Origin of the sequence: Frankia sp. BMG5.23, assembly GCF_000685765.2 — a bacterium.
Classification (GTDB): Bacteria; Actinomycetota; Actinomycetes; order Frankiales; family Frankiaceae; genus Frankia; species Frankia casuarinae.
On the sequence record NZ_JDWE01000001.1, the window covers coordinates 1 to 23,885 of the forward strand.

The 23,885-nt window shown below is 71.6% G+C and carries 20 protein-coding genes; 15 read left to right on the top strand and 5 right to left on the bottom strand.

Annotation, left to right across the window (positions count from 1 at the left end; translation table 11 throughout):
- Nucleotides 1–90: 90 nt before the first annotated feature.
- Nucleotides 91–978, bottom strand: a complete 888-nt coding sequence (locus tag BMG523DRAFT_RS00005) for an HAD family phosphatase (RefSeq protein WP_011434943.1) — start codon at nt 976–978, stop codon at nt 91–93.
- A gap of 256 nt (nt 979–1,234) precedes the next feature.
- Nucleotides 1,235–1,951, bottom strand: coding sequence for a sigma-70 family RNA polymerase sigma factor (locus tag BMG523DRAFT_RS00010; RefSeq protein WP_011434944.1), 717 nt, complete (start codon nt 1,949–1,951; stop codon nt 1,235–1,237).
- A gap of 262 nt (nt 1,952–2,213) precedes the next feature.
- Between BMG523DRAFT_RS00010 and BMG523DRAFT_RS00015 the strand changes: the two genes are divergently transcribed.
- The 8 genes from BMG523DRAFT_RS00015 (at nt 2,214) to BMG523DRAFT_RS00050 (ending at nt 12,822) form a co-directional block, all read left to right on the top strand.
- Nucleotides 2,214–2,525, top strand: coding sequence for a glutaredoxin family protein (locus BMG523DRAFT_RS00015; RefSeq protein ID WP_011434945.1), 312 nt, complete (start codon nt 2,214–2,216; stop codon nt 2,523–2,525).
- A gap of 212 nt (nt 2,526–2,737) precedes the next feature.
- Nucleotides 2,738–3,853 (top strand): redox-sensing transcriptional repressor Rex, encoded by a 1,116-nt coding sequence (locus BMG523DRAFT_RS22375; RefSeq protein WP_232234864.1) that lies wholly within the window; start codon nt 2,738–2,740, stop codon nt 3,851–3,853.
- On the top strand, nt 3,850–5,271 hold the full coding sequence (locus BMG523DRAFT_RS00025) for a glutamyl-tRNA reductase (RefSeq protein WP_011434947.1): 1,422 nt from the start codon (nt 3,850–3,852) through the stop codon (nt 5,269–5,271). Before BMG523DRAFT_RS22375 ends, BMG523DRAFT_RS00025 begins: the two co-directional genes overlap by 4 nt.
- Nucleotides 5,268–6,455, top strand: a complete 1,188-nt coding sequence (gene hemC / locus BMG523DRAFT_RS00030; protein WP_011434948.1) for a hydroxymethylbilane synthase — start codon at nt 5,268–5,270, stop codon at nt 6,453–6,455. Before BMG523DRAFT_RS00025 ends, hemC begins: the two co-directional genes overlap by 4 nt.
- A 2-nt stretch (nt 6,456–6,457) precedes the next feature.
- The gene (locus BMG523DRAFT_RS00035; RefSeq protein ID WP_011434949.1) at nt 6,458–8,281 is read left to right on the top strand and encodes a uroporphyrinogen-III synthase; all 1,824 of its coding nucleotides are present in this window, start codon (nt 6,458–6,460) and stop codon (nt 8,279–8,281) included.
- Complete coding sequence (hemB, locus tag BMG523DRAFT_RS00040; RefSeq protein ID WP_023839819.1) at nt 8,278–9,306, top strand: porphobilinogen synthase; 1,029 nt, start codon at nt 8,278–8,280, stop codon at nt 9,304–9,306. The genes BMG523DRAFT_RS00035 and hemB overlap by 4 nt, the downstream gene beginning before the upstream one ends.
- Nucleotides 9,307–9,919: 613 nt before the next feature.
- Nucleotides 9,920–10,144: a heavy-metal-associated domain-containing protein gene (locus tag BMG523DRAFT_RS00045; RefSeq protein ID WP_011434951.1), complete on the top strand. Its 225-nt coding sequence runs from the start codon at nt 9,920–9,922 to the stop codon at nt 10,142–10,144.
- 113 nt (nt 10,145–10,257) lie between these two features.
- Nucleotides 10,258–12,822: a cation-translocating P-type ATPase gene (locus BMG523DRAFT_RS00050; protein ID WP_043590050.1), complete on the top strand. Its 2,565-nt coding sequence runs from the start codon at nt 10,258–10,260 to the stop codon at nt 12,820–12,822.
- A gap of 63 nt (nt 12,823–12,885) precedes the next feature.
- On the opposite strand, the gene BMG523DRAFT_RS00055 is transcribed toward BMG523DRAFT_RS00050, so the two are convergent.
- On the bottom strand, nt 12,886–14,415 hold the full coding sequence (locus tag BMG523DRAFT_RS00055; RefSeq protein ID WP_023839818.1) for a methionine--tRNA ligase: 1,530 nt from the start codon (nt 14,413–14,415) through the stop codon (nt 12,886–12,888).
- A 1,929-nt stretch (nt 14,416–16,344) separates the two neighbouring features.
- On the opposite strand from BMG523DRAFT_RS00055, the gene BMG523DRAFT_RS00065 reads away from it, so the two are divergent.
- The 6 genes from BMG523DRAFT_RS00065 to BMG523DRAFT_RS00085 are packed head-to-tail and all read left to right on the top strand — an operon-like array spanning nt 16,345 to nt 21,801.
- Nucleotides 16,345–17,169 (top strand): TnsA-like heteromeric transposase endonuclease subunit, encoded by an 825-nt coding sequence (locus BMG523DRAFT_RS00065; protein ID WP_051623717.1) that lies wholly within the window; start codon nt 16,345–16,347, stop codon nt 17,167–17,169.
- A complete protein-coding gene (locus BMG523DRAFT_RS25765) occupies nt 17,169–17,507 on the top strand; it encodes a hypothetical protein (protein ID WP_133057013.1) in 339 nt (112 codons plus the stop codon). Before BMG523DRAFT_RS00065 ends, BMG523DRAFT_RS25765 begins: the two co-directional genes overlap by 1 nt.
- Before the next feature lie 20 nt (nt 17,508–17,527).
- Nucleotides 17,528–19,102, top strand: coding sequence for a Mu transposase C-terminal domain-containing protein (locus BMG523DRAFT_RS00075; protein ID WP_051623723.1), 1,575 nt, complete (start codon nt 17,528–17,530; stop codon nt 19,100–19,102).
- Complete coding sequence (locus tag BMG523DRAFT_RS00080; RefSeq protein WP_043590052.1) at nt 19,099–20,232, top strand: ATP-binding protein; 1,134 nt, start codon at nt 19,099–19,101, stop codon at nt 20,230–20,232. Before BMG523DRAFT_RS00075 ends, BMG523DRAFT_RS00080 begins: the two co-directional genes overlap by 4 nt.
- Nucleotides 20,233–20,236: 4 nt before the next feature.
- Nucleotides 20,237–21,046 carry a TniQ family protein gene (locus BMG523DRAFT_RS22380; RefSeq protein ID WP_083494687.1) on the top strand — a complete coding sequence of 270 codons (810 nt, stop codon included), beginning with the start codon at nt 20,237–20,239 and terminating at the stop codon, nt 21,044–21,046.
- Entirely contained in the window at nt 20,941–21,801 is an 861-nt protein-coding gene (locus BMG523DRAFT_RS00085) for a LysR family transcriptional regulator (RefSeq protein ID WP_043590053.1), read from the top strand. The genes BMG523DRAFT_RS22380 and BMG523DRAFT_RS00085 overlap by 106 nt, the downstream gene beginning before the upstream one ends.
- 183 nt (nt 21,802–21,984) lie before the next feature.
- Here BMG523DRAFT_RS00085 and BMG523DRAFT_RS00090 read toward each other — a convergent pair whose 3' ends face one another.
- Nucleotides 21,985–22,500 carry a putative immunity protein gene (locus tag BMG523DRAFT_RS00090; RefSeq protein WP_023839811.1) on the bottom strand — a complete coding sequence of 172 codons (516 nt, stop codon included), beginning with the start codon at nt 22,498–22,500 and terminating at the stop codon, nt 21,985–21,987.
- Between the two features lie 98 nt (nt 22,501–22,598).
- Here BMG523DRAFT_RS00090 and BMG523DRAFT_RS00095 point away from each other — a divergent pair, with 98 nt between their 5' ends.
- The gene (locus BMG523DRAFT_RS00095; protein WP_023839810.1) at nt 22,599–22,922 is read left to right on the top strand and encodes a hypothetical protein; all 324 of its coding nucleotides are present in this window, start codon (nt 22,599–22,601) and stop codon (nt 22,920–22,922) included.
- A gap of 192 nt (nt 22,923–23,114) precedes the next feature.
- Here BMG523DRAFT_RS00095 and BMG523DRAFT_RS00100 read toward each other — a convergent pair whose 3' ends face one another.
- Nucleotides 23,115–23,768 (bottom strand): class I SAM-dependent methyltransferase, encoded by a 654-nt coding sequence (locus tag BMG523DRAFT_RS00100; protein ID WP_011434963.1) that lies wholly within the window; start codon nt 23,766–23,768, stop codon nt 23,115–23,117.
- Nucleotides 23,769–23,885 lie beyond the last annotated feature (117 nt).

The following is a 23,885-nucleotide window of genomic DNA, read 5'->3' on the forward strand; positions in this document are numbered from 1 at the left end:
GACCCGCCACCACGCATCCCGATCAGCCCGACCCGATCCGAACAATCAACCACGTAGCTATCTCACCGCACGCACGTGCGGAAGACAGGTCTAGGCGCCCGCGGCCCGGCGCCGCAACGCCATGCCGGCGGCGACCCCGCCGGCGAGCGCGCCCACCCCGGCTGCCGTCGGAATGCCGATCTTGGCTGCCTTGCGGGCCGTGCGAAAGTCCTTGATCGGCCATTCGCGTTCCCGGGCCACGGTCTTCAGGTCCGGATCCGGGTTGATCGCGACCGGGTGGCCCACCAGGGAGAGCATGGGCAGATCGTTGATCGAGTCCGAGTAGGCCCAGCACCGCGACAGGTCCAGGCCCTCCCGCTCGGCGAGCGCCTGCACGGCCTCGGCCTTCGCCTGGCCGTGCAGCAGGCCGCCGACCAGGTGGCCGGTGTAGGTGCCCTCGGCGGAGACCTCACTGACCGTGCCGAGGGCGCCGGTGAGGTTCAGCCGCCGGGCGATGACCGAGGCGAGCTCGACCGGGGTGGCCGTGACCAGCCACACTCGCTGGCCCGCGTCAAGGTGCTGCTGGGCGAGCGCGTGCGTACCCGAGTAGATCTGCTCGGCCATCCGTTCGTCGTAGATCTCCTCGCCGTAACGGACGATCTCGGCCACCGTGCGCCCGGCGACGAAGGCAAGCGCGGTCTCCCGAGCATCCCGGATGCCGCTCGGGTCCTCGAGCCCACGCAGCCGGTAGGTGATGTGCTGCCAGCCGAACCGGATCAGGTCACGCGAGTTGAAGAAGTCCCGGGCGGCCAGGCCGCGGGCGAAGTAGAAGATCGAGGCGCCCGCCATCATGGTGTTGTCCACGTCGAAGAACGCGGCCGCCGACTCGTCCAGCGGAGCCCGCGGAACCTCCTCGGCCGCGACCTTCAAGGCGGCGATCGCGGCGGCCTCGGCGGCCTGCCTCGTCGTGGCCAGGTCCCTGCGTCGTCGCACCCTCATCGTCAACTCCATGCTGTCCGGGGCGGAGCAAGGGCTCGGCTCGGGAAGTGACCGGGGCCGCCACCCACCCCTTGTCGCCACCTCCGCGCGCCGCGATCCACGCCATGGTTCGCCGGCACGCCGTCAGAGTACGGTGCGGCACGACTTCGCGGCGGCCGCCGCTCGAACGTGACGGCGGGAAAGTGCCGGTGGAACAACGACCGGGCCGGGGTTGCGACGTGATCTGGGATATCGCTCACGGCGAGGGGCCCGGAGGTCAGGCCGTGCCTGCTGCGGGAAGGGCGCGGGCAAGTGTCCGAATTGCTCTGAACTGCAAGGATTTGACCGCCCCTTCGTTGCGGCCCATGGCCAGCGCGGTCTCGCGGACCGACAGCCCTTCGAGGAACCGGAGCGCGACGCACTCCTGCTGGTCCGGGCGCAGTTCGCGGACGGCGTCGAGCAGCTCGCGGCGGGTCAGCACGGCCAGGATCGACTCTTCGGGGCTCGGCGCCGTCAGCGCCGTGGCTCGGTGCTCGGCCGCGGCGAGGATGTCCGCCGTCGGGATCTCGAACCGGCGCCGCGCCGAGCGGGCCTGATCGACCAGCAGGTTGCGGGCGATGGTGATGAACCAGGCACCGATGTCCCGTCCCTGCCACTGGAACGTGCCGATGGAGCGGAAGGCACGCAGGAAGGTCTCGCTGACGATGTCCTCGGCGGCCACCGGATCCCCGCCCAGCCGGTACAGCGCGTACCGGAACACGAGGTTGGCGTACCGGTCGTAGAGCAGCCCGAAGGCGTTGACGTCACCTCGCCGGGCCCGGGCGACGAGCGCCGTCCGGTCGTCGTCGGCCGGATCGCCCTGAGGGTCCCCGACTCGCTCGCGGTCCTCCCGGGCGCCCACCGGGGACATCGCGTCCTGCCGGCGGAGGGGGCCGCGGCGCGGGGCGGCGAGGTCGACGAGGTCGACGAGGTCGGCGAGCGTGCATTCGGTCACAGCCCGGGCTCCGGAGGATGCGGTCGCGGCAAGGTGGGCCGGAAGGCCCGGCGCACATGGTTCCGTTAGTAGCTGAGTGTAGCCGGAGGAGGGAGCGCGGGAAGTCGGAGATCGTCCGGGCGCAGGCAGAGGGCGTCTTCCGGCGAGGTCCGGACCGGACCGCACGCCGGGGCCGGGGCCGGGCCCCTGAACGGACCTCGGTCCCACCGAGCGGTTCGGAAAGCCACTCGGCGGCGACGGGGATCGCGCCTACCATCGGGGAATGGACGACGGGTTGGAACAGGCGGATTCCGGCCGCGACGGTGTGCGTATCACACTGCTCACCCGGACGGGATGTCATCTGTGCGACACCGCGCGGGCGGCGGTCGTCCGGGTCGCCGAGCAGGAGCAGGTCGGGTGGCGGGAGGCCGATGTCGACGCCGATCCCCAGCTTGCCGACGCCTACGGCGACCGGGTGCCGGTCATCCTGCTCGACGGCCGGGAACACGGTTACTGGCGGGTGGAGGAGGACCGGCTGCGGCGGGCGCTCGCCGGCGGCCGGTGGGCGCTGCGCCCTGCCAAGGGTGGTCGCTGATCAGGGGGCCGGCTCTCCTCGGCACTTCGTGAATCCCTTCACGAAGTCGTACACTGCCCGAGGACAGCCGACTTGTGGCGCCGACTACCGCACGCCGGGACTACCGCACGCTGGGTGTCGGCGGGGCCACGGATTCGGGCCCATAGCTCCGGGCGTAACCGCGCGCCTAGAGATCGGAGCCGCGGATGAGTCAGCCACGGCGTCGCCCGGCGGTGATCCGGCGACGTACACGTAGTGACACGGCTTCCAGGCGTTCCTCCGACGTTCCGGAGGCGACGGTCGCGCGGCTTCCGCTCTACCTCCGGGTGCTGACGACATTGGCGGAAAGCGGGGTTTATACTGTGTCTTCGGACACGCTCGCGGCCGCCGCCGGAGTCACTCCGGCCAAGGTTCGCAAGGATCTGTCCCATCTCGGTTCCTACGGCACGCGGGGCGTCGGCTACGAGGTGGATGTCCTGCTCGACTGCATCGCCGCGAAACTGGGCCTCACCGAGGACAGAGCGGTTGTGCTGGTGGGAGTCGGCAACCTCGGCCACGCCCTGGCGGGTTACGGCGGCTTTTATGCCAGGGGCTTTCGGATCGTGGCCCTGGTCGACGCGGATCCCGAGCGAGTCGGCGAGCGGGTCGGTGAGGTTGTCGTCAGTCCCGTCGGCGATCTCGAACAGGTGATCGTCCAGGGTCAGGTCACGATCGGGATGATCTGCACGCCGGCAGCCGCGGCGCAGGGGGTGTGTGATCGTCTGGTCGCTGCCGGGGTCACCAGCATCCTCAACTTCGCCCCCACGGTGCTTTCGGTACCCGACGGTGTGGACGTGCGTAAAGTCGACCTTGCCGTGGAACTGCAGATCCTCTCGTTCCATGAAGCACGTAAACGTCCGTCGCCGGCACGGGACACATCACCGAGACGGGGCGCGAGATCCACACCGGGCGCCGGCTCCGGGCGTGACGCCGTGCCGCCGCGCCGGGCGCGCCCGGCGCGGCGGGCGCCCTCGGCACGCGAGGCGCTGCCAGGCGGCGACGAGGTCCTCGCCGCGCTCGGGGCGGCGGGCCTGGACGGGGTGACGAGCGCGGACGGGACGGAGCCCTCCGCGGGCAGGCTGGAGACCGATACGGATGAGGTCGTGCGGGTGACTCGGCAAGTAGGCATGACTCGTCCGGCGGGGGCAGCTCGTCCGGCCGGGATGGCTCGGGACGATCGGCCGACCCGGGATGATCGGGAGGGGGAACCGGGCGCGGTGCGCCTGGAGCACACCCCGGAGCCTGGATCGCCGGCGCGCGGGACGCTGCCGGCCGCGGGAGCGCTGATGGCCGGAGGTGAGGCGTCGTGAGCCTCCTGGTGGTCGGGCTCAACCACCAGACCGCGCCCACGTCGTTGCTCGAACGCACCTCGGTCTCGGCCGAGGACATCCCGAAGGTCCTGCACGATCTGGCCGAGGGCACCCACGTCAGCGAGGCTGTGGTGCTCTCGACGTGCAACCGCATCGAGATCTATGCCGAGGTTGAGACCTTCCACGGCGGGGTCGCCGACATCTCCGACCAGCTCAGCCGGATCTGTGGGATCGACCTCGGTGATCTTGCCGGCCACCTGTACGTCCACCACGAGGCGCGGGCCATCGGGCACCTGTTCTCGGTGGTGTGCGGCTTGGACTCCATGCTTGTCGGGGAGAGCCAGATCCTCGGTCAGGTACGCACGGCCTTCCGGGCCGGTCAGGCCGCCGGGGTGGCGGGCAGCGCGCTGTCCGGCCTGTTCCAGGCCGCGCTGCGGGTCGGCAAGCGGGCCCACTCCGAGACGTCCATCGATGCCGCCGGCGCCTCCATTGTCTCGGTGGGTGTCCGGCTGGCCGCTTCCGGCCTGGGCCTCCACAGCGAGGTTCCGGCCGTGCCGGTGGCGCCGCCGGGCGGGCGGGCGCTGGACGGGGGAGGAGTCGCGGCCGAGGGGCCGCGACACGCCGTGACGCCCGAACCCCCGCCGTTGGCCGGGACCCGGGTGCTGCTCATCGGTGCCGGCGCGGTGGGATCGCTGGCCGCGCAGACCGTCCGGCGAGCTGGCGCCGGGGAGGTTGTGATCGCGAACAGGACCGCCGCCCGGGCGGCCCGCGTCGCCGAGGCCCACGAGGCCCGGGTCGTCGGTCTCACCGACCTGGCCCACGAGATCACCATGGCGGACCTGGTGATCTCCTCGACCGGCGCGAGCGGTCTCGTTGTCGAGCACGAGCTGGTTGCCGCGGCCCTGCCCGGCCGGGCAGGGCGCCCGCTGGTCTTCCTCGATCTGGCCCTGCCGCACGATATCGACCCGGGGGTGCGCGAGCTGCCCGGGGTGAGTCTGATCGACCTGGACGCACTGCGCATCGCGCTGGACGGCGCCCAGGTGACGCACGACGTGGAGGCGGTCCGCGCGCTGGTCGCCGCCGAGGTCGCGAGCTTCCTCGACCGCCGGCGGGCGGGCCGGGTGGCGCCGACCGTCGTCGCGCTGCGGGCCCACGCCGCCGCCGTGGTGCGTAGCGAGCTCGCCCGGTTGCACACCCGCCTGCCCGACCTCGACGATCGGGAGTGGAGCCTGGTGGAGGGCTCGGTCCGGCGCGTCGTCGACAAGCTGCTGCACGCCCCGACCGTGCGGGTACAGGAGCTGGCCGGGGCGCCCGGTGGGGACGCCTACGCCGAGGCCCTGCGGGAACTGTTCGATCTGCCGCGTGAGGTGCCCGCCGTGGTGTCCGCGCCTGACCTTGATCTGCTGGAGCGTTCGTGACGGGGATCGACCCGACGAGTACCGACCCGACGAGTACCGATCCGACGAGCATCGGCGCCACGGGTACCGGCGCCACGGGTACCGGCGCCGACCTGCTGGCCCGTTTCGCCGGCCGCCGGCTGCGGCTGGGAACACGGCGCTCGGCGCTGGCGCTGGCCCAGTCCGGGACGGTCGCTGCCACCCTGCGGGCGCGGGTGGGCTGCGCCGTCGAGCTGGTGCCGATCGTCACGGCGGGGGACCGCTCGTCCGGGGAGATCAGCCAGATCGGCGGGACCGGCGTCTTCGTCAGCGCGCTGCGCGACGCCCTGCTGTCCGGCGAGATCGACCTGGCGGTCCACTCGTTGAAGGACCTTCCGACGGCCACCCCACCCGGTCTGGTGCTCGCCGCGGTCCCGCCGCGGGCGGACCCCCGGGACGTGCTGGTCGCCCCGAGCGGGCGGCGCCTGGCCGAGCTCAGGGCCGGCGCCCGGATCGCGACCGGATCCCCACGTCGCGCCGCGCAGCTGCGTGCTCTCGGCCTCGGGCTGGAGGTCGTCACGATCCGCGGCAATGTCGACACCCGGTTGAAGAAGGCCATCGACGGTGAGGTGGACGCGGTCGTCCTCGCGCACGCCGGGCTGGCGCGGCTCGACCGGCTCGATGCCGTCACCGAGATCCTCGAACCCACGGTGATGCTGCCCGCGCCCGGCCAGGGAGCCCTGGCGATCGAGTGCACGGGCGGTGCCGGGCTCGTCGTGGCCGGTCCGGCGCGCGCTCTGGTGCCCGCCGGGCCGGGTTCAGGTCCCGCTGTGGGACAAACCGGTGGCGAAACGTGGTCAGATGGCGGCCAGCCCGTCGATACGGGCCTCGCCGAGCTGCTACGGTTTGTGCTCGATGACGCATCGTCGTCCGTCGCGGTCAGAGCGGAACGCGCGTTCCTCGCCGGCATCGAAGCTGGTTGTACTGCCCCGGTCGGCGCCTTGGCCGAGCTTCTTCCGGAGCTGGCCGAAGGAGCCGCGGCGGAGGCCGGCGGTGCGCCTCCCGCGGGTCGTCTGTGCCTGCGGGCGGTCGTCGCCGCGCCGGACGGAAGCGATGTCCTCCGGCGTGACGTCACCGGATCCGCCGTCGACCCGGAGGCGCTCGGGCAGCGCCTCGCGGACGACATGCTGTCCGCCGGAGCACACTCGCTGATGGGAACCCGCTGAGCATGGCCACCCGACGAACGAAGAAGCCCGTCTCCCCGGTCGCCCTGGTGGGTGCCGGACCGCGTGACCCCGGACTGCTCACCGTCCTCGCGGTCGAGACCCTGGCCGCCGCCGACCTGGTGGTTGCCGATCCCGAGGTGGCGCCGGCGGTGGTGGAGAACCTCACCGCCGAAGTGCTGCGCATCGGCGACCTCGAGGCGCCGAAGCCGGTCCGTGACGCGGAGGCGGCGACCGCCGCGGTGGTGAGCAGGGCCCGTGCCGGTGACAAGGTGGTCCGGCTCTACGCCTCCGATCCGTGGCTGACCCGCATCGGCGCCGCGGACGCCCAGGCGCTCGCGAAGGCCAAGATCCCCTATCGGGTGGTGCCCGGCATCCTCACCGGCGCCGCGGTCGCGACCTACGCCGGGGTCGCCCCGGGCGCGCCGGTCACCTTCGCCAGTACCTCCGGGGTCTTCTCGTCGTCGGGCACCGTGCCGGCGTCCTCGCCGTTCGGCGGGAGCGAGCCGGTGGGTCCGCTCACCGGTCCTCCGTTCGGGGCCTCGCGGCTGGGCGGACGGCCGATCGCCGGTCTCGGGGGCGGGCTCGGCGGTGGCCTGGGAACCGGCGGGTTCGGCTCGCCGCTGGGCCTCGGTGCCGCGGGCGGCTTCGGCGGGTTCGGTGCGCCGATCTCCTCCCCCGGTGACCTGGACTGGGGTGCCCTCGCCCAGACCCCGGGCACCCTCGTGGTCACGGCGGCACCGACGGAGGTCGGCAAGGTCGCGGCGGCGCTCGTCGAGCACGGGCGGCCCGGTGACACCCCGATCGCGGTGACCGTGGACGGCACCACCACCGACCAGCGCACCGTCACCTCGACGCTCGACCGGGTCGAGGCGGACACGGCACCGCTGTTGACCGCGGCCCCCACCCCGATCACCCAGGTCGTGCTGTCCATCGGCCCGGTGGTCGCGACCCGCGGCAAGCTCTCCTGGTGGGAGACCCGGGCGCTGTTCGGTTGGACGGTGCTGGTCCCGCGGACCAAGGAACAGGCGGCGATCCTGTCCGACCTGCTGCGTTCGCACGGCGCAAGCCCGCTGGAGGTGCCGACGATCGCCGTCGAGCCCCCGCGGACCGCCGCCCCGATGGAGCGCGCGATCACCGGTCTGGTCTCTGGGCGCTACCAGTGGGTGGCCTTCACCTCGGTCAACGCGGTCAAGGCGGTGCAGGAGAAGGTCGAGGAACGCAGCCTCGACGCCCGCGCGTTCGCGGGGGTCAAGGTTGCGGCGATCGGCGAGGCGACGGCCGACGCGCTGCGCACCTTCGGTATCCGGCCCGATCTCGTCCCGTCCGGGCAGCAGTCCAGCGAGGGGCTGCTGGCGGACTGGCCGGACTTCGACGACACCCTCGACCTGCTCGACCGGGTGCTGCTGCCGCGTGCCGACATCGCCACCGAGACCCTGGTCGCCGGCCTGAAGGAACGCGGCTGGCAGGTCGATGACGTGACGGCCTACCGCACCGTGCGTGCCGCTCCGCCGCCCGCATCCATCCGGGAGGCGCTGAAGGGCGGCCGGGTCGACGCGGTCGTCTTCACCTCATCCTCGACCGTGCGCAACCTGGTCGGCATCGCCGGCAAGCCCCACGAGACGACGGTGATCGCCGTGATCGGTCCGGCGACGGCCGCCACTGCCCAGGAGCTCGGGCTGCGCGTCGACGTGCAGGCTCCGGAGGCGTCCATCCCCGCCCTTGTCGGGGCGCTGGCGGAGTTCGCTGCCGAACACCGGGAGGAGCTCGGGAAGATCGGGCCGCTCGCTGCGCGGTTGCCGAAGCCACGGCGAGGCTCGCGGCGGTGAGGGCGCAGGCCCGGGGGAACGGGGCCGGGGCCGGGGCCGGCTATCCGACGGCACGTCCCCGCCGGCTGCGCCGCTCGTCCGCGCTGCGCCGGCTGGTCTCGAACGTGCGGTTGCACCCGTCCGACCTGGTGCTGCCGATGTTCGTCAAGGAGGGCGTGGCCGATCCCGTTCCACTGGCCTCGATGCCTGGTGTCGTCCAGCACACCCGCTCCTCGCTGCGGGGGGCGGCCGTCGAGGCCGCCGAGGCCGGCGTGGGCGGGCTCATCCTGTTTGGTGTGCCCGCGGAGAAGGACGCCCGGGGCTCGGCCGCCGACGACCCGGACGGCATCGTCCAGCTCGCGCTCGCCGATCTTGCCTCCGAGGTCGGTGGCGACGTCGTCCTGATGACGGACCTGTGCCTGGACGAGTACACCGACCACGGGCACTGCGGTCTGCTCACCGACTCCGGGGAGGTCGACAACGACGCCACCCTGGCGCGCTACGGCGCGATCGCCGTGGCGCAGGCCCGTGCGGGTGCCGAGGTCGTCGCGCCGAGCGGGATGATGGACGGCCAGGTCGGCGCGATCCGGGCCGCGCTGGACGCGGAGGGCTTCGTCGACCTGCCGATCATCGCCTACTCGGCTAAGTATGCTTCGGCGTTCTACGGGCCGTTTCGCGAGGCCGCCGAGTGCGCCCCGCAGTTCGGGGACCGGACCGGTTACCAGCAGGATCCGGCTCGCTCGGCCGAGGAGGCCCGGCGCGAGGTCGCGCTCGACCTCGCCGAGGGCGCGGACGCGGTGATGGTGAAACCGGCGCTGGCCTACCTGGACGTGCTGCGGGCGGTGGCCGACACGGTGGACGTACCGGTGGCGGCCTACCAGGTGTCGGGCGAGTACGCGATGGTGGAGGCCGCCGCGGCGGCCGGGTGGATCGACCGGGACCGGGCGATCGACGAGACGCTGACCGCGATCTCCCGGGCCGGGGCGGACATCATCCTGACCTACTGGGCCACCGAGGTTGCCCGCCGCTTGGCCGCCGCCCGCTGACTGTCCCCCTCGGTGACGATTCCTGTCCGCCGGCAGCTTTCTGGACAGGTATCCGGGCGGGAGGCCGCGCTCAACGGAGCGGGCCGCGCCGGGAGCGGGCCGCGCCGGGAGCGGGCCGCGCCGGACCGGTGGGTGACCACCGCGAGGCGGCGCCCCGACGTGCCGGGTCGTGGGTGCCCGGCTGATGTGCCGGTCGTCCGTCCGCGCAGGATCTGATGGACTCTGGACCACCCGGCCGTATTGCGATGCGCTGATGTGATGCGCTCCCGTCGCCCAGCTGGCCGCCCATCCGGTCACAGTCCCGTGCGCCTGCTATCCACGATGGTGCCGGAAGCTCGACATGTGCGGAAAGTGTTCGGCATGTTGCCCGAAGTAGGCCGGCGGGTTGGCCAAGGTGGGGCTGTGCGTCGCGGCCTTCCTGTGTCGGCGTGGGTGGGATCTCCCCCGTGATGATCGACCATTGGTTCGGAAGATACCCCCACCGGGTACCGGTACACCATACGGGGGGAGGGTATGTTCGGGAGGTGGGACGGGCGCCGGTGGGCCGGTGGGTCGGGCAGATCCATTGGGGCCGGGGCGGCTTACAAGAGGAGACGAGGAGACGGGAACGGCCATGACGACAACCGCCTACACGACCACCTACACGGTGGCCGGGATGACCTGCCAGCACTGCGTCCGATCCGTGACCGAGGAGCTCGCGCGGCTGCCGACCGTGTCGGACGTCGCCGTGGACCTGGCCGAGGGTCGGGTCACCCTCGTCAGCGATGGCGTCGTCGAGGACGGCGCCGTCCGGGAGGCCGTTGCGGAGGCCGGATACGAGCTTGTCGGGCGGGCGTAGCGCTTCGGTGGTGCCAACGGTGCCGGTGGTCGGCGGGTGTGTCCGCTCCCACCGCCCGTGACCGGCGGTACCTTCCGGTCCGCCGTCAGGAATCCGCCGTAAGGGGAGAGCTGATGACCACTCTCGACGTCGGAAGGGGTCACCCCGCGCGGATCGAGCTCGCGATCGGCGGGATGACCTGCTCGTCGTGTGCCGCGCGGGTGGAACGCAAACTCAACAAGCTGGACGGCGTCACCGCTTCGGTGAACTACGCCACCGAGAAGGCCACCGTGACCCTCGCGGACACGGAGGCCCCCGCGGTCCGTCTCGACGATCTGATCCGCGTGGTCCAGGCCGCGGGCTACTCCGCGGCCCCGGCCGCCGGACGCGCGGCTGACACCGCGGCTGACACCAGGGCCGAGACGGCGGCCTACACCGGGGCCGAGACGGCAGCCGATGCCGAGGCTGACACCGAGGTCGTAGCCGGCACCGCGGCCGAGCAGGTGGCGGGTGCGGCGGATGCCAAGGACGGCGGCGCGCAGGACGGCGGCGGCACGCAGGACGACGCACCCGGCGCGGCGCTGCGGGCGCTGCGCGTCCGGCTGGCGGTCTCGGCGGCGCTCGCCATGCCGGTGATCGTACTGGCCATGGTGCCCGCCTGGCAGTTCGACTACTGGCAGTGGGTCTCGCTGGCCCTGGCGACGCCGGTCGTGCTCTGGGGAGGCTGGCCGTTCCATCGGGCCGCGGCCCGGGGCGCCCGGCACGGTGTCGCGACGATGGACACCCTGGTCTCCCTCGGAACGCTGGCCGCCTTCGTCTGGTCGCTGTACGCCCTGTTCCTGGGCGGAGCGGGCGAGCCGGGGATGCGGCACTCGTTCTCGTTCACCGGCGGATTCCCGGGCCCGGAAGCCTCGGCCGGCGAGATCGTCCACTCGGGGAGTGGTCACGGCACCGGCGGGAGTGCCCACGGCGGCGCGGGCACGGCCCTCTACCTGGAGGTCGCCGCCGGGGTGACGGTGTTCCTGCTCGCCGGCCGATTCCTGGAGTCACGTGCCCGCCGGCGTTCCGGCGCGGCCCTGCGGGCGCTGCTCCACCTCGGGGCGAAGGACGTCACCGTGCTGCGCGTCCGGCCGGCGGACGGCGCGCGGGGGACTGGCCCGCGGCGGGTCGAGGAGCGGATCCCGGTCGAGGCGCTGCGGATCGGGGACGAGTTCGTCGTCCGTCCGGGCGAGAAGATCGCCACCGACGGCGTCGTGCTTGATGGGCTGTCGGCGGTGGACGCGAGCATGGTCACCGGCGAGTCGGTGCCCGTCGAGGCCGGCCCGGGTGACGCGGTTGTCGGGGCGACGGTGAACGTCGGCGGGCGGCTCGTGGTCCGGGCCACCCGGGTCGGTGCCGACACGCAGCTGGCGCGCATCGCCCGGCTCGTGACGGAGGCCCAGAGTGGCAAGGCCCGCGTCCAGCGCCTCGCCGACCGGGTCTCGGCGGTGTTCGTTCCGGTGGTGATCATTTTCGCACTCGTCACCCTCGGGGTCTGGCTGGCTCTCGGGCAGCCGGCGACCGACGCCTTCACCGCGGCCGTCGCCGTGTTGATCATCGCCTGCCCCTGCGCGCTGGGCCTGGCCACGCCGACGGCGCTGCTGGTCGGGACGGGACGCGGTGCGCAGGTGGGCATCCTTATCCGCGGCCCGGAGGTGCTGGAGTCGACGCGGCGGGTCCAGACCGTCCTACTCGACAAGACCGGCACGGTGACCAGCGGGCGGATGCAGGTTGTCGCGGTGCTGCCGGCTCCCGGCGAGGACGCCGCCGAGGTGCTCCGGCTCGCCGCGGCGGTGGAGGACGCGAGCGAGCACCCCATCGCCCGGGCGATCGCCGACGCGGCCAGGGAGCACGCGGTGGCCGCTGGTGCGGCTGGGGAGCACGCGGTGGCCGTCGGTGTGCTGCCGCCGGTCGCGGACTTCGCGAACACCGCGGGCCTCGGCGTGCGCGGCACCGTCGAGGGGCATGCGGTGCTCGTCGGGCGGCCCCAGGTGTTCGTGGAACTCCCGGACGCGCTCGCCGCCGAGCTGGACCGGGAACGGGCCGCCGGGCATACCGCCGTCGTGGTCGGCTGGGACGGCCGTCCCCGTGGACTGATCAGTGTCGCCGACACGGTGAAGCCCACCGCGGCCGCGGCCGTCGCCGATCTGCGTCGGCTCGGGCTGCACCCGGTCCTGCTGACCGGGGACGCCGAGGCGGTCGCCCGGTCCGTCGCCGCCGAGGTCGGCATCGCGGACGAGGATGTCATCGCCGAGGTCCTGCCCGAGGAGAAGGTCGCGGCGGTCCGTCGCTTGCAGGCGCAGGGCCGGGTCGTGGCCATGGTGGGCGACGGGGTGAACGACGCCGCCGCGCTCGCCCAGGCCGATCTGGGCCTGGCGATGGGCGGCGGCACCGACGCGGCGATCGAGGCGTCGGATCTGACGCTTGTCAACGCGGATCCCCGCCTGGTGGCGGATGCTATCCGACTGTCGCGCGCCACCCTGCGCACGATCAAGGGCAATCTGTTCTGGGCGTTCGCCTACAACGTGGCCGGGCTACCGCTTGCCGCGACCGGTCTGCTCAACCCAATGATCGCGGGGGCGGCGATGGCGTTCAGCTCCGTCTTCGTCGTCACGAACAGTCTGCGGCTGCGGCGTTTCACCGCACTGCGGCCGGCCTGAGCGGGTCCGGCCTGAGCGGGTCCGGCCGGAGCGGGTCCGGCCGGAGCGGTTCCACGGCGTCGGTCAGGTCGTGGCCGGTTCGGCCGGCGGGGCCTCCAGGCGCGGGAACACCGGGCTGGGACCCGCGACCCGCGACCCGCCGTCGCCGCACTGCGCGGCGATGCGCGGTGCCGAGTCAGGCAGGAAGGGCGCGAGGTGCTCCGCCAGCTCCCGGCACGTGGCGACCAGTTCGGCGAGGACTGCGTCGAGGGCGTCGCGCGACGCTCCCTCCTTGCGCTCCGCCTTCGCGAGCTCCCAGGGCCGGGCAGCCTCCACGTAGCGGTTACCCTCGTCGCCGATCCTCGTGATGACCTCGGCCGCCCGGCGGAAGTCGAAGGCGGCGAAGGCGTCGTCGATCGTCCGGGGGGTCTCGTCGCGCACTGCCCGCAGCTTGGCGGCCGCGGGATTGTCGAGGGCGAGTGGGGGAATGAGCCCGTCCCGGTACCGCTTCACCATCGACACGGTCCGGTTGACCAGGTTGCCGATGTTGTTGGCGAGGTCTTCGTTCGCGCGGGTCACGAGCCGTTCGGTCGTGTAGTCGGTGTCGCCGGCTCGGGCGACGTCGCGCAGCATCCACCACCGCAGCGCGTCGGTGTTGAAGGCGGCGACGATGTCGGCGGGATCCTCGGCGTTGCCAGCCGACTTGCTGATCTTCATGCTGTCGGCGGTGAGATACTCGTGCACGAAGATGGTGTCGGGCAGGCGCACCCCGGCCGAGAGCAGCATCGCCGGCCAGTAGACGGCGTGAAAGCGGATGATGCCCTTGCCGATGACGTGCACTCGCCTGTCGGCGTCGTTCCACCAGTACTGGAAGCTGTCGTCGTCGTTGCCGTACCCGGGGGCGGTGATGTAGTTCCCGAGCGCGTCGAACCACACGTAGATGACCTGCTCGGGGTCGCCGGGGACCGGAATACCCCAGCCGCGGGCCCGGCTCATGCTCCGCGACGCGCTGAAGTCCTCCAGACCGGCCTCGATGAAGGACAGCACCTCCCGCTTGCGGGCGGCGGGCTCGATGCGCAGCCGGTCGGTGGAGATGAGCGCGTGGAGCTGGTCCTGATAGCGGCCCAACCGGAAGAACCAGTTGCTCTCCTCCACCAGGTCGGGAACGGTCCCGTGTTCCGGACAGCGGCCGTCCACCAGCTCGTCGGGCTGGTAGAACAGCTCGCATCCCACGCAATACAGACCGGCGTAGGTCTTGCGGTAGAAGTCCCCGCGGTCGGCGCAGGCCGACCACAGCTTCTCGACTCCCGGCCGATGACGGGGGTCCGTGCTCGTCTTGATGAAATCGTCGAACGAGAGGCCCAACGGACCGCGAAGGCCCACGAACCCGGTGGCGACCCGCTCGACGTACTCGGCGGGTGTAATCCCCTCGGCCTCGGCCGCCTGGACGTTCTTCAGGGCGTTGTCGTCGGTGCCGGTCTGGAACCGGACCTCGTGGCCGCGCTGACGAAGATGACGTGCGTACGCATCGGTCTCGATCAGTTCGAGAGCGTGACCTACGTGCGGCTTGCCGTTGACGTACGGAATCGCCGTCGTCACGAAGTAGCGGCCCATCTGGTGTGAGTCCTTCCGCCCCGGTAGCAGCCTCACCGACGAGGCTCCGTCAGGGCCTCATCGGTCAGTCTGTCAAGACGCGCGGAAGAGGCCGGACGGCATGTGCATCATCATCTGGCTGGCCGGCGTCTCGGCCGTGGCATGTGTCCTCGACACAGGGTGAATCCTACGCGACCTCGCGCCCGGTAGCCTCCCGGGGAGTGTGGCCCGATCCGCATGATTCGGATCATGGTTTCCGACTGAGGTCGCCATAGACGCTGACCACCGCGTTCATGCCCATGCGGGCCATCGCGGCCGGCGCTGCCGGCACCCCCCGCCGGTCGGCCAAGCGTCGGCGTCGGTCGGCGCCGGGCTGCTTCCGCCGATCGTGACAACGATCGTCGGCGGAGGTACTTCGTAACCGTCGCCGTTCGCCAGACTAATCCGGGTCTCGACAACGATCCGCGGGATGTGGCGTTGATGTACTTTGTCCATCGAATTTTGGCTCCCGTCTTCAGGGTTTTCTAAGAATCACAGAAAGGCTTCATGAAAAACACACGAGAATCACATGTGATCTGCCGCCAAATGCTTCCGGCCATCTCTGGCGCGAACACGCCGGGCGCAATCCAGCCAGGCGCCGGTGCGTACGGCTAGTCTTCCCATCGCAAGTAGTCGATCGATATTTTTGATGACGGGAGAATCATGACAAGATCCCTGAAGAGGAAAGCGGTGGTCGCCTCCCTGTCCGCCGTGTCGGCAGTCTGTGTGACGGTGGGACCGGCGGCTTCAAGCGCCTGGGCCGACGACCGCGTTCCCGTGCGGAGTGTCAACCATTGGCACGCCACGGACGGCTGGAAGCGGAACGACTGGAACGGCTGGAACAAGGGCGGTCGGGGCATCGGGCGGCAGGACCAGGGCCGCGAGGACGAGCGACGCCACGACGACAGCCGCCAGAGCGGCGGTAGCCAGGACCAGTGGCGCCGGGACCATGGTCGTCAGGGCCGGGACCAGCTACAACGGGACCAGGGCCAACGGGACTGGGGTCGCCAGCCGGGTGGAATAGTTCGATAGAAAGGGCCGACGGGTGATCGGCCCGGCGCCTTTCCGCCGGCCGGTCGTGCGGGTGCCGGGACTAGCGGTAGCCGACACCCGCATCCGTCAGCTTTCTGTTGACGTCGGAGGGCGTGCCCCCGGTCGCCAGCCGGGTACGGGCTGGCCTCCCTCAGGCGTTCAGCCAGTTACGCCGGTCTCGTGGCGCGGGACGTCGGTCCGCCGGCGTCGGGCACCGCCGTGGGGCCGTTTCCGCCCGTGTCCGCCGGGCCGGTCTGCGGCGGCCCGTCCCCGGTCTGCGCTGGCCCGTCGTGCGAGTCGGCGGAGGCGGGACGGATCGACCACGGCACCTCACAGAACAGGCGGGGGAATTCGGCAAATAAACGCTAACCGCACTATCCGATTCTGCCAAGCGCGTGCATTCTGCCGACCACTCCCGCTCGTGACCATGATTAGATAGGATGCCAGTAATGGCATGACTCTTGGCCTACTCTTGGCCTACCCGGGTACGTGCCAGATGCTCGCTGAGCTGCACCGATGCGCCGCCTCAGACGTACCCAATTAGCGGGTACGCCGATGGGGGTCCGTTGGGGTGGTCGGGTACGCGTATGACGGTCTAGGGATCTGTAGGGATCGCGGACAGATGGCCACTCACCGTGATGGTTGGCCAGTAGATGGCCGCTGGCCGTGGTAGTTGGCCAATCTGCGGGAGACGTCGGGTGATGCCGGTCCGGAGCGATTCTGCCGCCGTCGCGGGTGCGGAAGGTCGGCGCGAGATCGTCGGCTCTCCGGCTGAATGGTTCGCGGGGTGCCAGCCTCGGATAATCGTCGTTTCGATCTGTAGGAACTCGCTGATTGTCTTGTTCTCTGGGGTCGTGGGTGTGGTCCGAGGTGTGCCCTGTGAGGCGTTGGGACGGTCCCGGCGTCCTGGCGGCTTACCTTTCGGACATCGATGGTGAATCGGTCGCGCAGAAGCGAGTTTCGGGTTCGGCCGGCGCGGACGGGGAGGACCTGCCTGAGCCGGTCGTGTTGTTGCGCACGGCGGAGGGCGAGGTCGAGCGCCCGATACGGAACGTTACGGCAGCGCTGGTGATGGCGGCTGTGCCCTGGCGGACGGTCCGGAGCGTGCGAGGGCAGTCGCATTTTCCTGGTTGGTACTGGTCTGCGACGACGGGCGGTCATGTCGTCTACGAGAGCCGGTTGGAGTTGGCGCGGCTGCTGGTCGCGGACTTCGACACGGAGGTGGTCGGGATCGCGGCGCAGCCGTTCCTGCTGCGGGCGACGGTCGGTGGCCGGGCCCGCCGGCACGTGCCGGATTTCCTGCTGGTGCATGCGGATGGGGCGGCGCGGCTGGTGAACGTGAAGCCGGTGTCTCGGCTGGAGGACCCGGTGGTCGCTGAGGCGCTGCGGTGGCCGGGCGTCGTGGCGCGGTCGCACGGCTGGGCGTATGAGATCTGGAGTGGCGCCGAGGCGGTCTATCTCGCGAACCTGCGGTTTCTGGCTGGCTATCGCCGGCCGGGTCTGCTGCCCGGCGCGTTGACGGATGCCGTCGTCGCGGCGTTCCGGCCCGGTGACACGATCGGTTCGCTCGTCGGCCGCGCCACGCGGGAGAGCCCGGCGGGGCAGGTCAAGGCCGCAGCACTGACGCTGCTGTGGCAGGGAAGGCTGTCGACGGACCTGCACCGCCGGCTGAGCGACGACAGCGCGCTGGAGGCCGCGCTGTGATGGCGCAGGCTCGGGTGGACGTGGCGGTCGGTAGCCGGTTGGCGCATGACGGCCGGTGGTGGACGGTGACCGAGCTGACGGCGGGCTCGGTGCTGCTCACCGACGTCGGCGGCGGGGTCCGGCAGGTCGGGCTGGCCCATCTGCTGGCGCATCCCAGCACCCGGCTGCTCACCGACGTCCCGGTCGACGCGGTGGAGGGCGTGGGCGCGGATCTGGCGGGCTTGAACGCGGCTGGCCGCGAGGCGCTGGCCGAACGGGTCGGGCACGTGCAGGAGGTCCGCACGGGGTTCCGGCGGGGCTGGTCGACGAGCGGTGGCGGCGGCGACAGACAGCGCTGAGCGTGGTGGATGGCCGCTGGGTGGATACGGCGCGGGGCGTGCTCGCCGAGTTCAGCCACGCGAGCACGCCGACTCAGGATCTGGTCCTCGCGGCGATCGAGGCTCGGCTTGAGCAGGAGCACGGCCCGGGGGTGGTGCCCCTGCCGGGTCGGACCCGGGCGCGGGCCCTGCTGCGGGAGCTGAGCCGTGGCACCAGCGCGTTCGGTGGGGCGAAGGCCCGCCGCGAGATCGCGGGCCGCCCGGTGGCGCCTTACGGGAAGCTGCGGGCGCACCGGCCGGGTGAGTACCTGCTGGTGGACACGACCAGGTTGGACGTGTTCGCGATGGAGCGGGTGACGCTGCGCTGGGTGCAGGCGGAGCTGACGGTCGCGATGGACCGCTACGACCGGTGCATCACCGGGCTGCGGCTGACCCCGGTGTCAACGAAGGCGGTCGACGCCGCGGCGGTGCTGTTCGAGTCGGTCCGTCCGCTGCCGGAGCCGGCGGCGGGCTGGGTGGATGTCCGCCCGCCCTATCACGGTGTTCCGGGACGGGTGGTGGTCGATGTCGAGCGGCTCGTCGACGCCGCCGGCGCTCCGCTGTTGCCGTCGGTGGCCGCGGAGACCCTGGTGGTCGATCATGGCCGGATCTACCTGTCGGAGCATCTGCTGTCGGTCTGCCAGCGGCTGGGGATCTCGGTGCAGCCGGCGCGGGTCGCGCAGGCCACCGACAAGGCCGCGGTCGAGCGGTTCTTCCGCACGCTGCGCGAGCAGCTACTCGTCGCGCTTCCCGGCTACAAGGGCCCGGACGTCCACCACCGGGGCGCCGATGTCGAGGAGCAGGCGTTCTACTTCCTCGACGAGCTCGAAGAGCTCATCCGTCAGTGGGTCGCGGACTGCTACCACCGCCAGGCCCACGGCGGGCTCGTGGTCCCGGAGGTGCCGGGGCTGGCGGTGTCGCCGTTGGAGATGTTCGCCCACGGGGTGGCGCGGGCCGGTCATCTCCAGGTGCCCGCGCGGGCGGACCTGGTCTTTGATTTCCTGGCGGTCGAGTGGCGCACGATCCAGCACTACGGGGTGGAGATCGGCGGGCTGCGCTACGACGGGCCAGCTCTGTCGCCCTACCGCAACCGGACCAGCCCGCACACTGGCGTCCACGCGGGCAAGTGGCCGATCCGGGTCTATGCCGATGACGTCAGCCGGGTCTACTTCCAGGACCCGGCCGACCAGCGCTGGCATGTGCTGCGCTGGGAGCACGCCGACGCCCTGGGCGGGCCGTTCAGCGCCGACGCGCTCGCCTACGCTCGCCAGCTCGCCACCGCGACCGACCGGTTCCCCGACACCCGCCGGGCGCTGGCCCGGCTGTTGGAACGCTGGGACGCGGGCCTGGCCGGCAACCGGGCCGAGCGGCGCATGGCGGTGCGTCTGTCCGAACGCCGGCTGCGTCTCGTCGGCGACACGGCCGTCCCGGACGAACCCGCCCCGTCGCCGGTCGTCCCGCCCGACCAGGACCGTTCGGCCGAGGAGACGGCGGGCGATGACGACCGCGACGACGAGCTCGCCGCCCCGTTCCCTGGCGAAGACGACTTCTACGCCGACGCGATGGAGATCGTGTGACCGCACCGCCGGACGGCGGCGAACGCGCCTACAGCCTGTCGACGAAACAGGGATGGACGACGTTCGTGACCGCCCCGGACCGGCCACGCCCCGAAGCGTTGGACCGCGCCGGCCTGGCGGCGCTGTCGGCGACGGCGCGGGCGGACTACGACGAGCAGCGCACGGTCTGGCACGCCAACCTCGGCCCGATCCGCACCCCGCAGATGCGGGCTGTCCACGACGACCTCGATGACATCGTCGAGGCCAACCGGCAGGACGGCGACAAGGTCAAAGGCGCCGCGGTCATCGACGCGTTCCCCGGGCTGGGGAAGTCCACGGTCGCGCAGACGTTCGCCCGCGGCTTCCACCAGCGCCAGCTGGCCCGCTACGGGCCGACGACCACCGGCGGCCATGAGCGGGTCCCGGTCGCGCACGTCTGCCTGACCTCGTCGACGACGAAACGCACGTTCAACACGATGCTCTGCCGGTTCTTCCACCTGCCCGGCTCGGAGCGGGGCAACGCCGAGCACCTCGGCCACAAGGCCGCCGATGCGGTCCTGGCCTGCGACACCCGGCTGATCGTGATCGATGACGTCCACTTCCTCGACCCGCGGCGCGCCGACGGCCGCGATGTGGCGAACCATTTCAAATATTTGGCGAACACCTTCCCGGTCACGTTCCTCTACGTCGGTGTCGGGATCATCCGCCGCGGCCTGCTCGCCGAGGGACTCGGCCCGTCCGAGGAGGAGCTCGCGCAGAACGGCCGCCGGTGGACGACGCTGTCCGTCGACCCGTTCGAGATCGAGACCGAGCCGGGCCGGCGCACCTGGCGGCGGCTGCTACTAGCGATCGAGAAGAACCTGATCCTCGCCGAGGGCCATCCGGGGATGGTCGCCGACGAGCTGTCGGACTACCTGTTCGCCCGCAGCACCGGCCACTTCGCCTCGCTGATGACGCTCATCGCCCGCGGCTGCCGCCGCGCGGTCCGCACCGGCCAGGAACGGCTCACTCCCGCCTTGCTCGACCAGGTCCGCAACGACGCCGCCGAAGCCGCCCGCCAGGAACTGCACGCCGCCTTCACCCACCGCCGGCTGACCAGCCGACCCGCCAGCACCCCACGCGCCGAGCCGGCGCTGCCGGCGGCGGGATAAGCCGGTGGTCGACAGCATCCCGATCCGGCTGGCCCCGCTGCCCGGTGAGGACCTCGACAGCTACCTGCACGCCTACGCCCGCCTGCTGCACGCCGAGGTCTCCGACATCCTCACCCTCGCGGGCCTGGCAGGTCAGCCGAGCACCGAGAAGCTCGGCCACCGGCCCTGGACCTACCGGCTCGACCCCGTCGAACGCGCCGCGCTCGCCACCGTCACTGGCCTTCGGCCACAGACTCTCACCGCGATGACCCTCGCCCGCTACGACGACACCGGCCTACTCGGCGGTATCCGGCCGACCGGACGGCCCCGGCCGCCCCGCTGGTGGAACCAGCTCAAAGGATCACGGTTCTGCCCCCGGTGCCTCGCCGGCAACGGCGGGCGGTGGATGCTGGCCTGGCGGCTGCCCTGGACCTTCGCCTGCACCCGTCATCATCTTCTGCTCGTCGACACCTGCCTCGCCTGCGGCCGGGCTCACCGCCCCGCCCTCGACCAGCCGCCCCGCGACCCCGGGACGGTGCGACACCACCGGCCTGCCGCTCCCGTCGCACCCGCGCGGACGCCAGCCGCCCGCCTGCACGGCCCCACCCGCCGACACCGACGCGGTCGCGCTGCGTCCCGATGGTCCGATCGTCACCGCGCAACGTCACGTAGACAATCTGCTCGCCGAGCTCGGCCGCAGCCATCCTGGCACCGTCGCCCGGCCGGCGGGTGTCGCGCAGCGCCTCGACGACCTGCACGCCGTCGCCTTCGACACCCACGGCGCCCCCATCGATTACGCCCGCCGCCGGCGATGGCGACGCCTGCGCCAGCCTGACTTCGACGAGACCGCCTGGCGCGATCGCTTATCTGCACGACCGCGCCGCACACATCCTGCGCCGCGGCAGGATCGACGAACCTGTCACCTGGGAACCGCCCTTCGACTGGATCACCGGCATCACCTGGCCCGGCCTCGACCCCACCCGCGTGCACCGCCGGGAACTCTGGGCCCACCGACCCCGCCCCACCCCCATCGAACCGCCCCACACTGTCCAGCCCCCGACCATCACGGAGCCCACCCAGCTGTCCGGGCGCGCGATCCTCGCCGCGGTCGATCCCGCCTGGCTACGCGAGCAATACGAAGTCAAGCGACGACACTTCGCCGACATCGCCGCCGAGCTCGGCATCCATGGCACCGACGTCAGCGCCCGAGCACGCGCCCTCGGCATCCCCACCCGCCGCGGCACCGCCGCCCACACCCACCCCCTGGCCCCGCACGGAGGACCCGACGCGTTCACCCCGCTGACCTGGACCGTCCTCGACGGCCGAGGCGCCGAACAGCGTGTCCGCAGACTGCTCGCCACCCCCGGCCACGCCCACCTCCGCGACGCCGCCCGCGCCCTCGGCATCCGCACCGACGCCCTCAGACGGCAGATCCACCACCTTGAACACACCGTCGGCGCCGCACTGCTGCACACCGACGATCAAGAACACCTCATGCTCACCCCGCACGGCGAACACCTCGCCCACACCCTCCTGCCCATCCTTGATCTCCTCGACCGCACTCGGAATCCGGGGAGGACACCCTCCTGACCCACTCCGTCATGACTGTTCCTGGGGCGCGACGCCACGGGCATTCGTGATGAACCGGGTTAACGTCCGACGTCGTCGAGGAGGAACTCGCCGCCCCGGCCGAGGGCCGGTTCCGCATCGAACCGCTGATGTTCCACCTCGCCGCATCCCGTCCTCAGACAGGCCACGACGGTCGCAGCAGTGTCAGCCGTCGAACACTGACCAGCAGATGTCGTTGCGCAGTCGCTGATCGTCCAGAACCAGTTCGCGAATCGCGTCCGGGAGCTGTTCTCGCTGCCAACGGCACTCAAGCCGTGCGGCGGCCTCAGCTTCGCCCGCGGGCGCCGCCGCCCGCGCGGCCTTGATCGCGTAGGCCGCGGCACCGAGTTCGTGTGCGGCGACATGGGCGACCACCCCGGCCTGACCGGCGGCGAACGCCGCGTGACGAGCCGCTCCGCTCATCACCCTGGCGGCGGCCATGGCATGGCCGCCTGCCGAGCGGGACTGGGACATCGTGATCTCGCCTCGCGACCAGGCTCGAATCTGCTCGATCGCATGGCGGGGCCGGGGGTCCGACGGCTGCACCGACTCGAAGAGGTACAGAACGTGTTCTGCGCAGGCTGCCGCCCACACGGCCAGGAGCTGATGATCGGAGTCCGTGAGCGTGCCCCCACGGCGAACCGTGATGAACCGGGGGTCCCGCTCCTTGGGGAGGATCACGGGTTCCACCGTACGGCCACGCAGACATCGCAGGTCTGCCCGCAGACAGCGACGAACCGGCGGGCCCGATGGGACGATGGGTTCGAAGGAGGGGCAGCGTGGACGACCCGCATGTACATGTCGAGTGGGCCGTGCCGAACGCCAGCGCCGATCTGCGCGCGGTGACGGCATCAGTGTTCGGGCTCGTCGGCGACGCACCTCACGCGGTGCGGACGGGATGCGGCACGCAGGTCTCGTATGCCTCGACCTCCACCCATCCCGAACGTGTCACCTGCCTGCCGTGCCGGGACTACGCGCGAGACCGCTACCTGCGCTACGCGACCAGGATGGAGGAGTCAGCGATCCTGCCAGGCGGCGGTGATGTTCAGGACGTCCTCGCCGCGGCACGCAGACTGCGCGACCTCGCCGATCGGTTCACCTGACACCAGGTTCTGCATCACGACGAACAGCGCCTCCGCCGCCTCCTGGATCGCCAAAAATGGCCAAGTAGACGCTGCCCGTCGGCCCCTCCTCTGGCCGCGCCGAGCGACGGCGAGGGGGCCGGTTGCCTGAGGATGGGCTGTTTCGGATGTGAGGTGGTCTCGGTGCCGGTACGGGCGTAATCCGGTGGAGGCCTACGTCTGCTGGGGGCGGCGGGCCAGTAGCTGGGCCTGTCGGCCTCGTTCTTCGTCCGTCGGTGCTCGTACCAGCTGGGCGACCTCGACCAGTCCTGCCTGCCGTGCCAGCTCGGTGAGGTGGTCGGGCGGCCAGCGGTACGCGCCGGTGACCCGGTGGTCATAGGCGTGCACCCCGGCCGCGGGCTCGTCGGTGGCCAGAAAGCCGAGGAGCAGGTGGCCGCCGGGTGCAAGGAGGCGGTAGATCTCGGCGAGGATGGCGGGGATGTCGGCGGGCGGGGTGTGGATGAGCGAGTAGCGGCACAGGGCGCCGCTGAGGATGCCGTCCGGCAGGTCCAGCGCGGTCATCGTGCCCACCTCGAAACGCAGCTGTGGATGTGAGCGTCGAGCGATAGCGATCATCTTCGGTGACAGGTCCACGCCGAACACGTCCAGCCCCAAGCGGTGCAGGTGGGCCGTCGCATAGCCGGGCCCGCAGCCGAGGTCGGCGACCGGGCCGGGCAGGGGGCGCGTGAGGTCGGCGAACGCGGACAGCAGCGCACGCTCCAGCGGCTGGCGGTCGAGCACGTCGGCGAATAGCTCGGCATACACCTCGGCCACGCCGTCATACGCCGCCGCGACGGTCGTCAGATAGTTCGGGGCAGACTCGGCCATGGCCGATCATCCTAGGCGTGCCCCGGCTGGCCAACTACGGTGGCCAGCCGGGGCGCTGGCGCTGGCCAACAACCGCGACCTGCCAGCTCGGAGTGGCCAAGTAGATCCGTTTCCTAC

Excerpts from the sequence above, each read along its gene's own strand:
- BMG523DRAFT_RS00015 (WP_011434945.1), top strand. The coding sequence starts at position 2,214 with ATGGACGACGGGTTGGAACAGGCGGATTCCGGCCGCGACGGTGTGCGT.
- BMG523DRAFT_RS00005 (WP_011434943.1), bottom strand. The coding sequence starts at position 978 with ATGAGGGTGCGACGACGCAGGGACCTGGCCACGACGAGGCAGGCCGCC.
- BMG523DRAFT_RS00055 (WP_023839818.1), bottom strand. The coding sequence starts at position 14,415 with ATGGGCCGCTACTTCGTGACGACGGCGATTCCGTACGTCAACGGCAAG.
- BMG523DRAFT_RS00045 (WP_011434951.1), top strand. The coding sequence starts at position 9,920 with ATGACGACAACCGCCTACACGACCACCTACACGGTGGCCGGGATGACC.
- BMG523DRAFT_RS00100 (WP_011434963.1), bottom strand. The coding sequence starts at position 23,768 with ATGGCCGAGTCTGCCCCGAACTATCTGACGACCGTCGCGGCGGCGTAT.
- BMG523DRAFT_RS00035 (WP_011434949.1), top strand. The coding sequence starts at position 6,458 with ATGGCCACCCGACGAACGAAGAAGCCCGTCTCCCCGGTCGCCCTGGTG.
- BMG523DRAFT_RS25765 (WP_133057013.1), top strand. The coding sequence starts at position 17,169 with ATGGCGCAGGCTCGGGTGGACGTGGCGGTCGGTAGCCGGTTGGCGCAT.
- BMG523DRAFT_RS00050 (WP_043590050.1), top strand. The coding sequence starts at position 10,258 with ATGACCACTCTCGACGTCGGAAGGGGTCACCCCGCGCGGATCGAGCTC.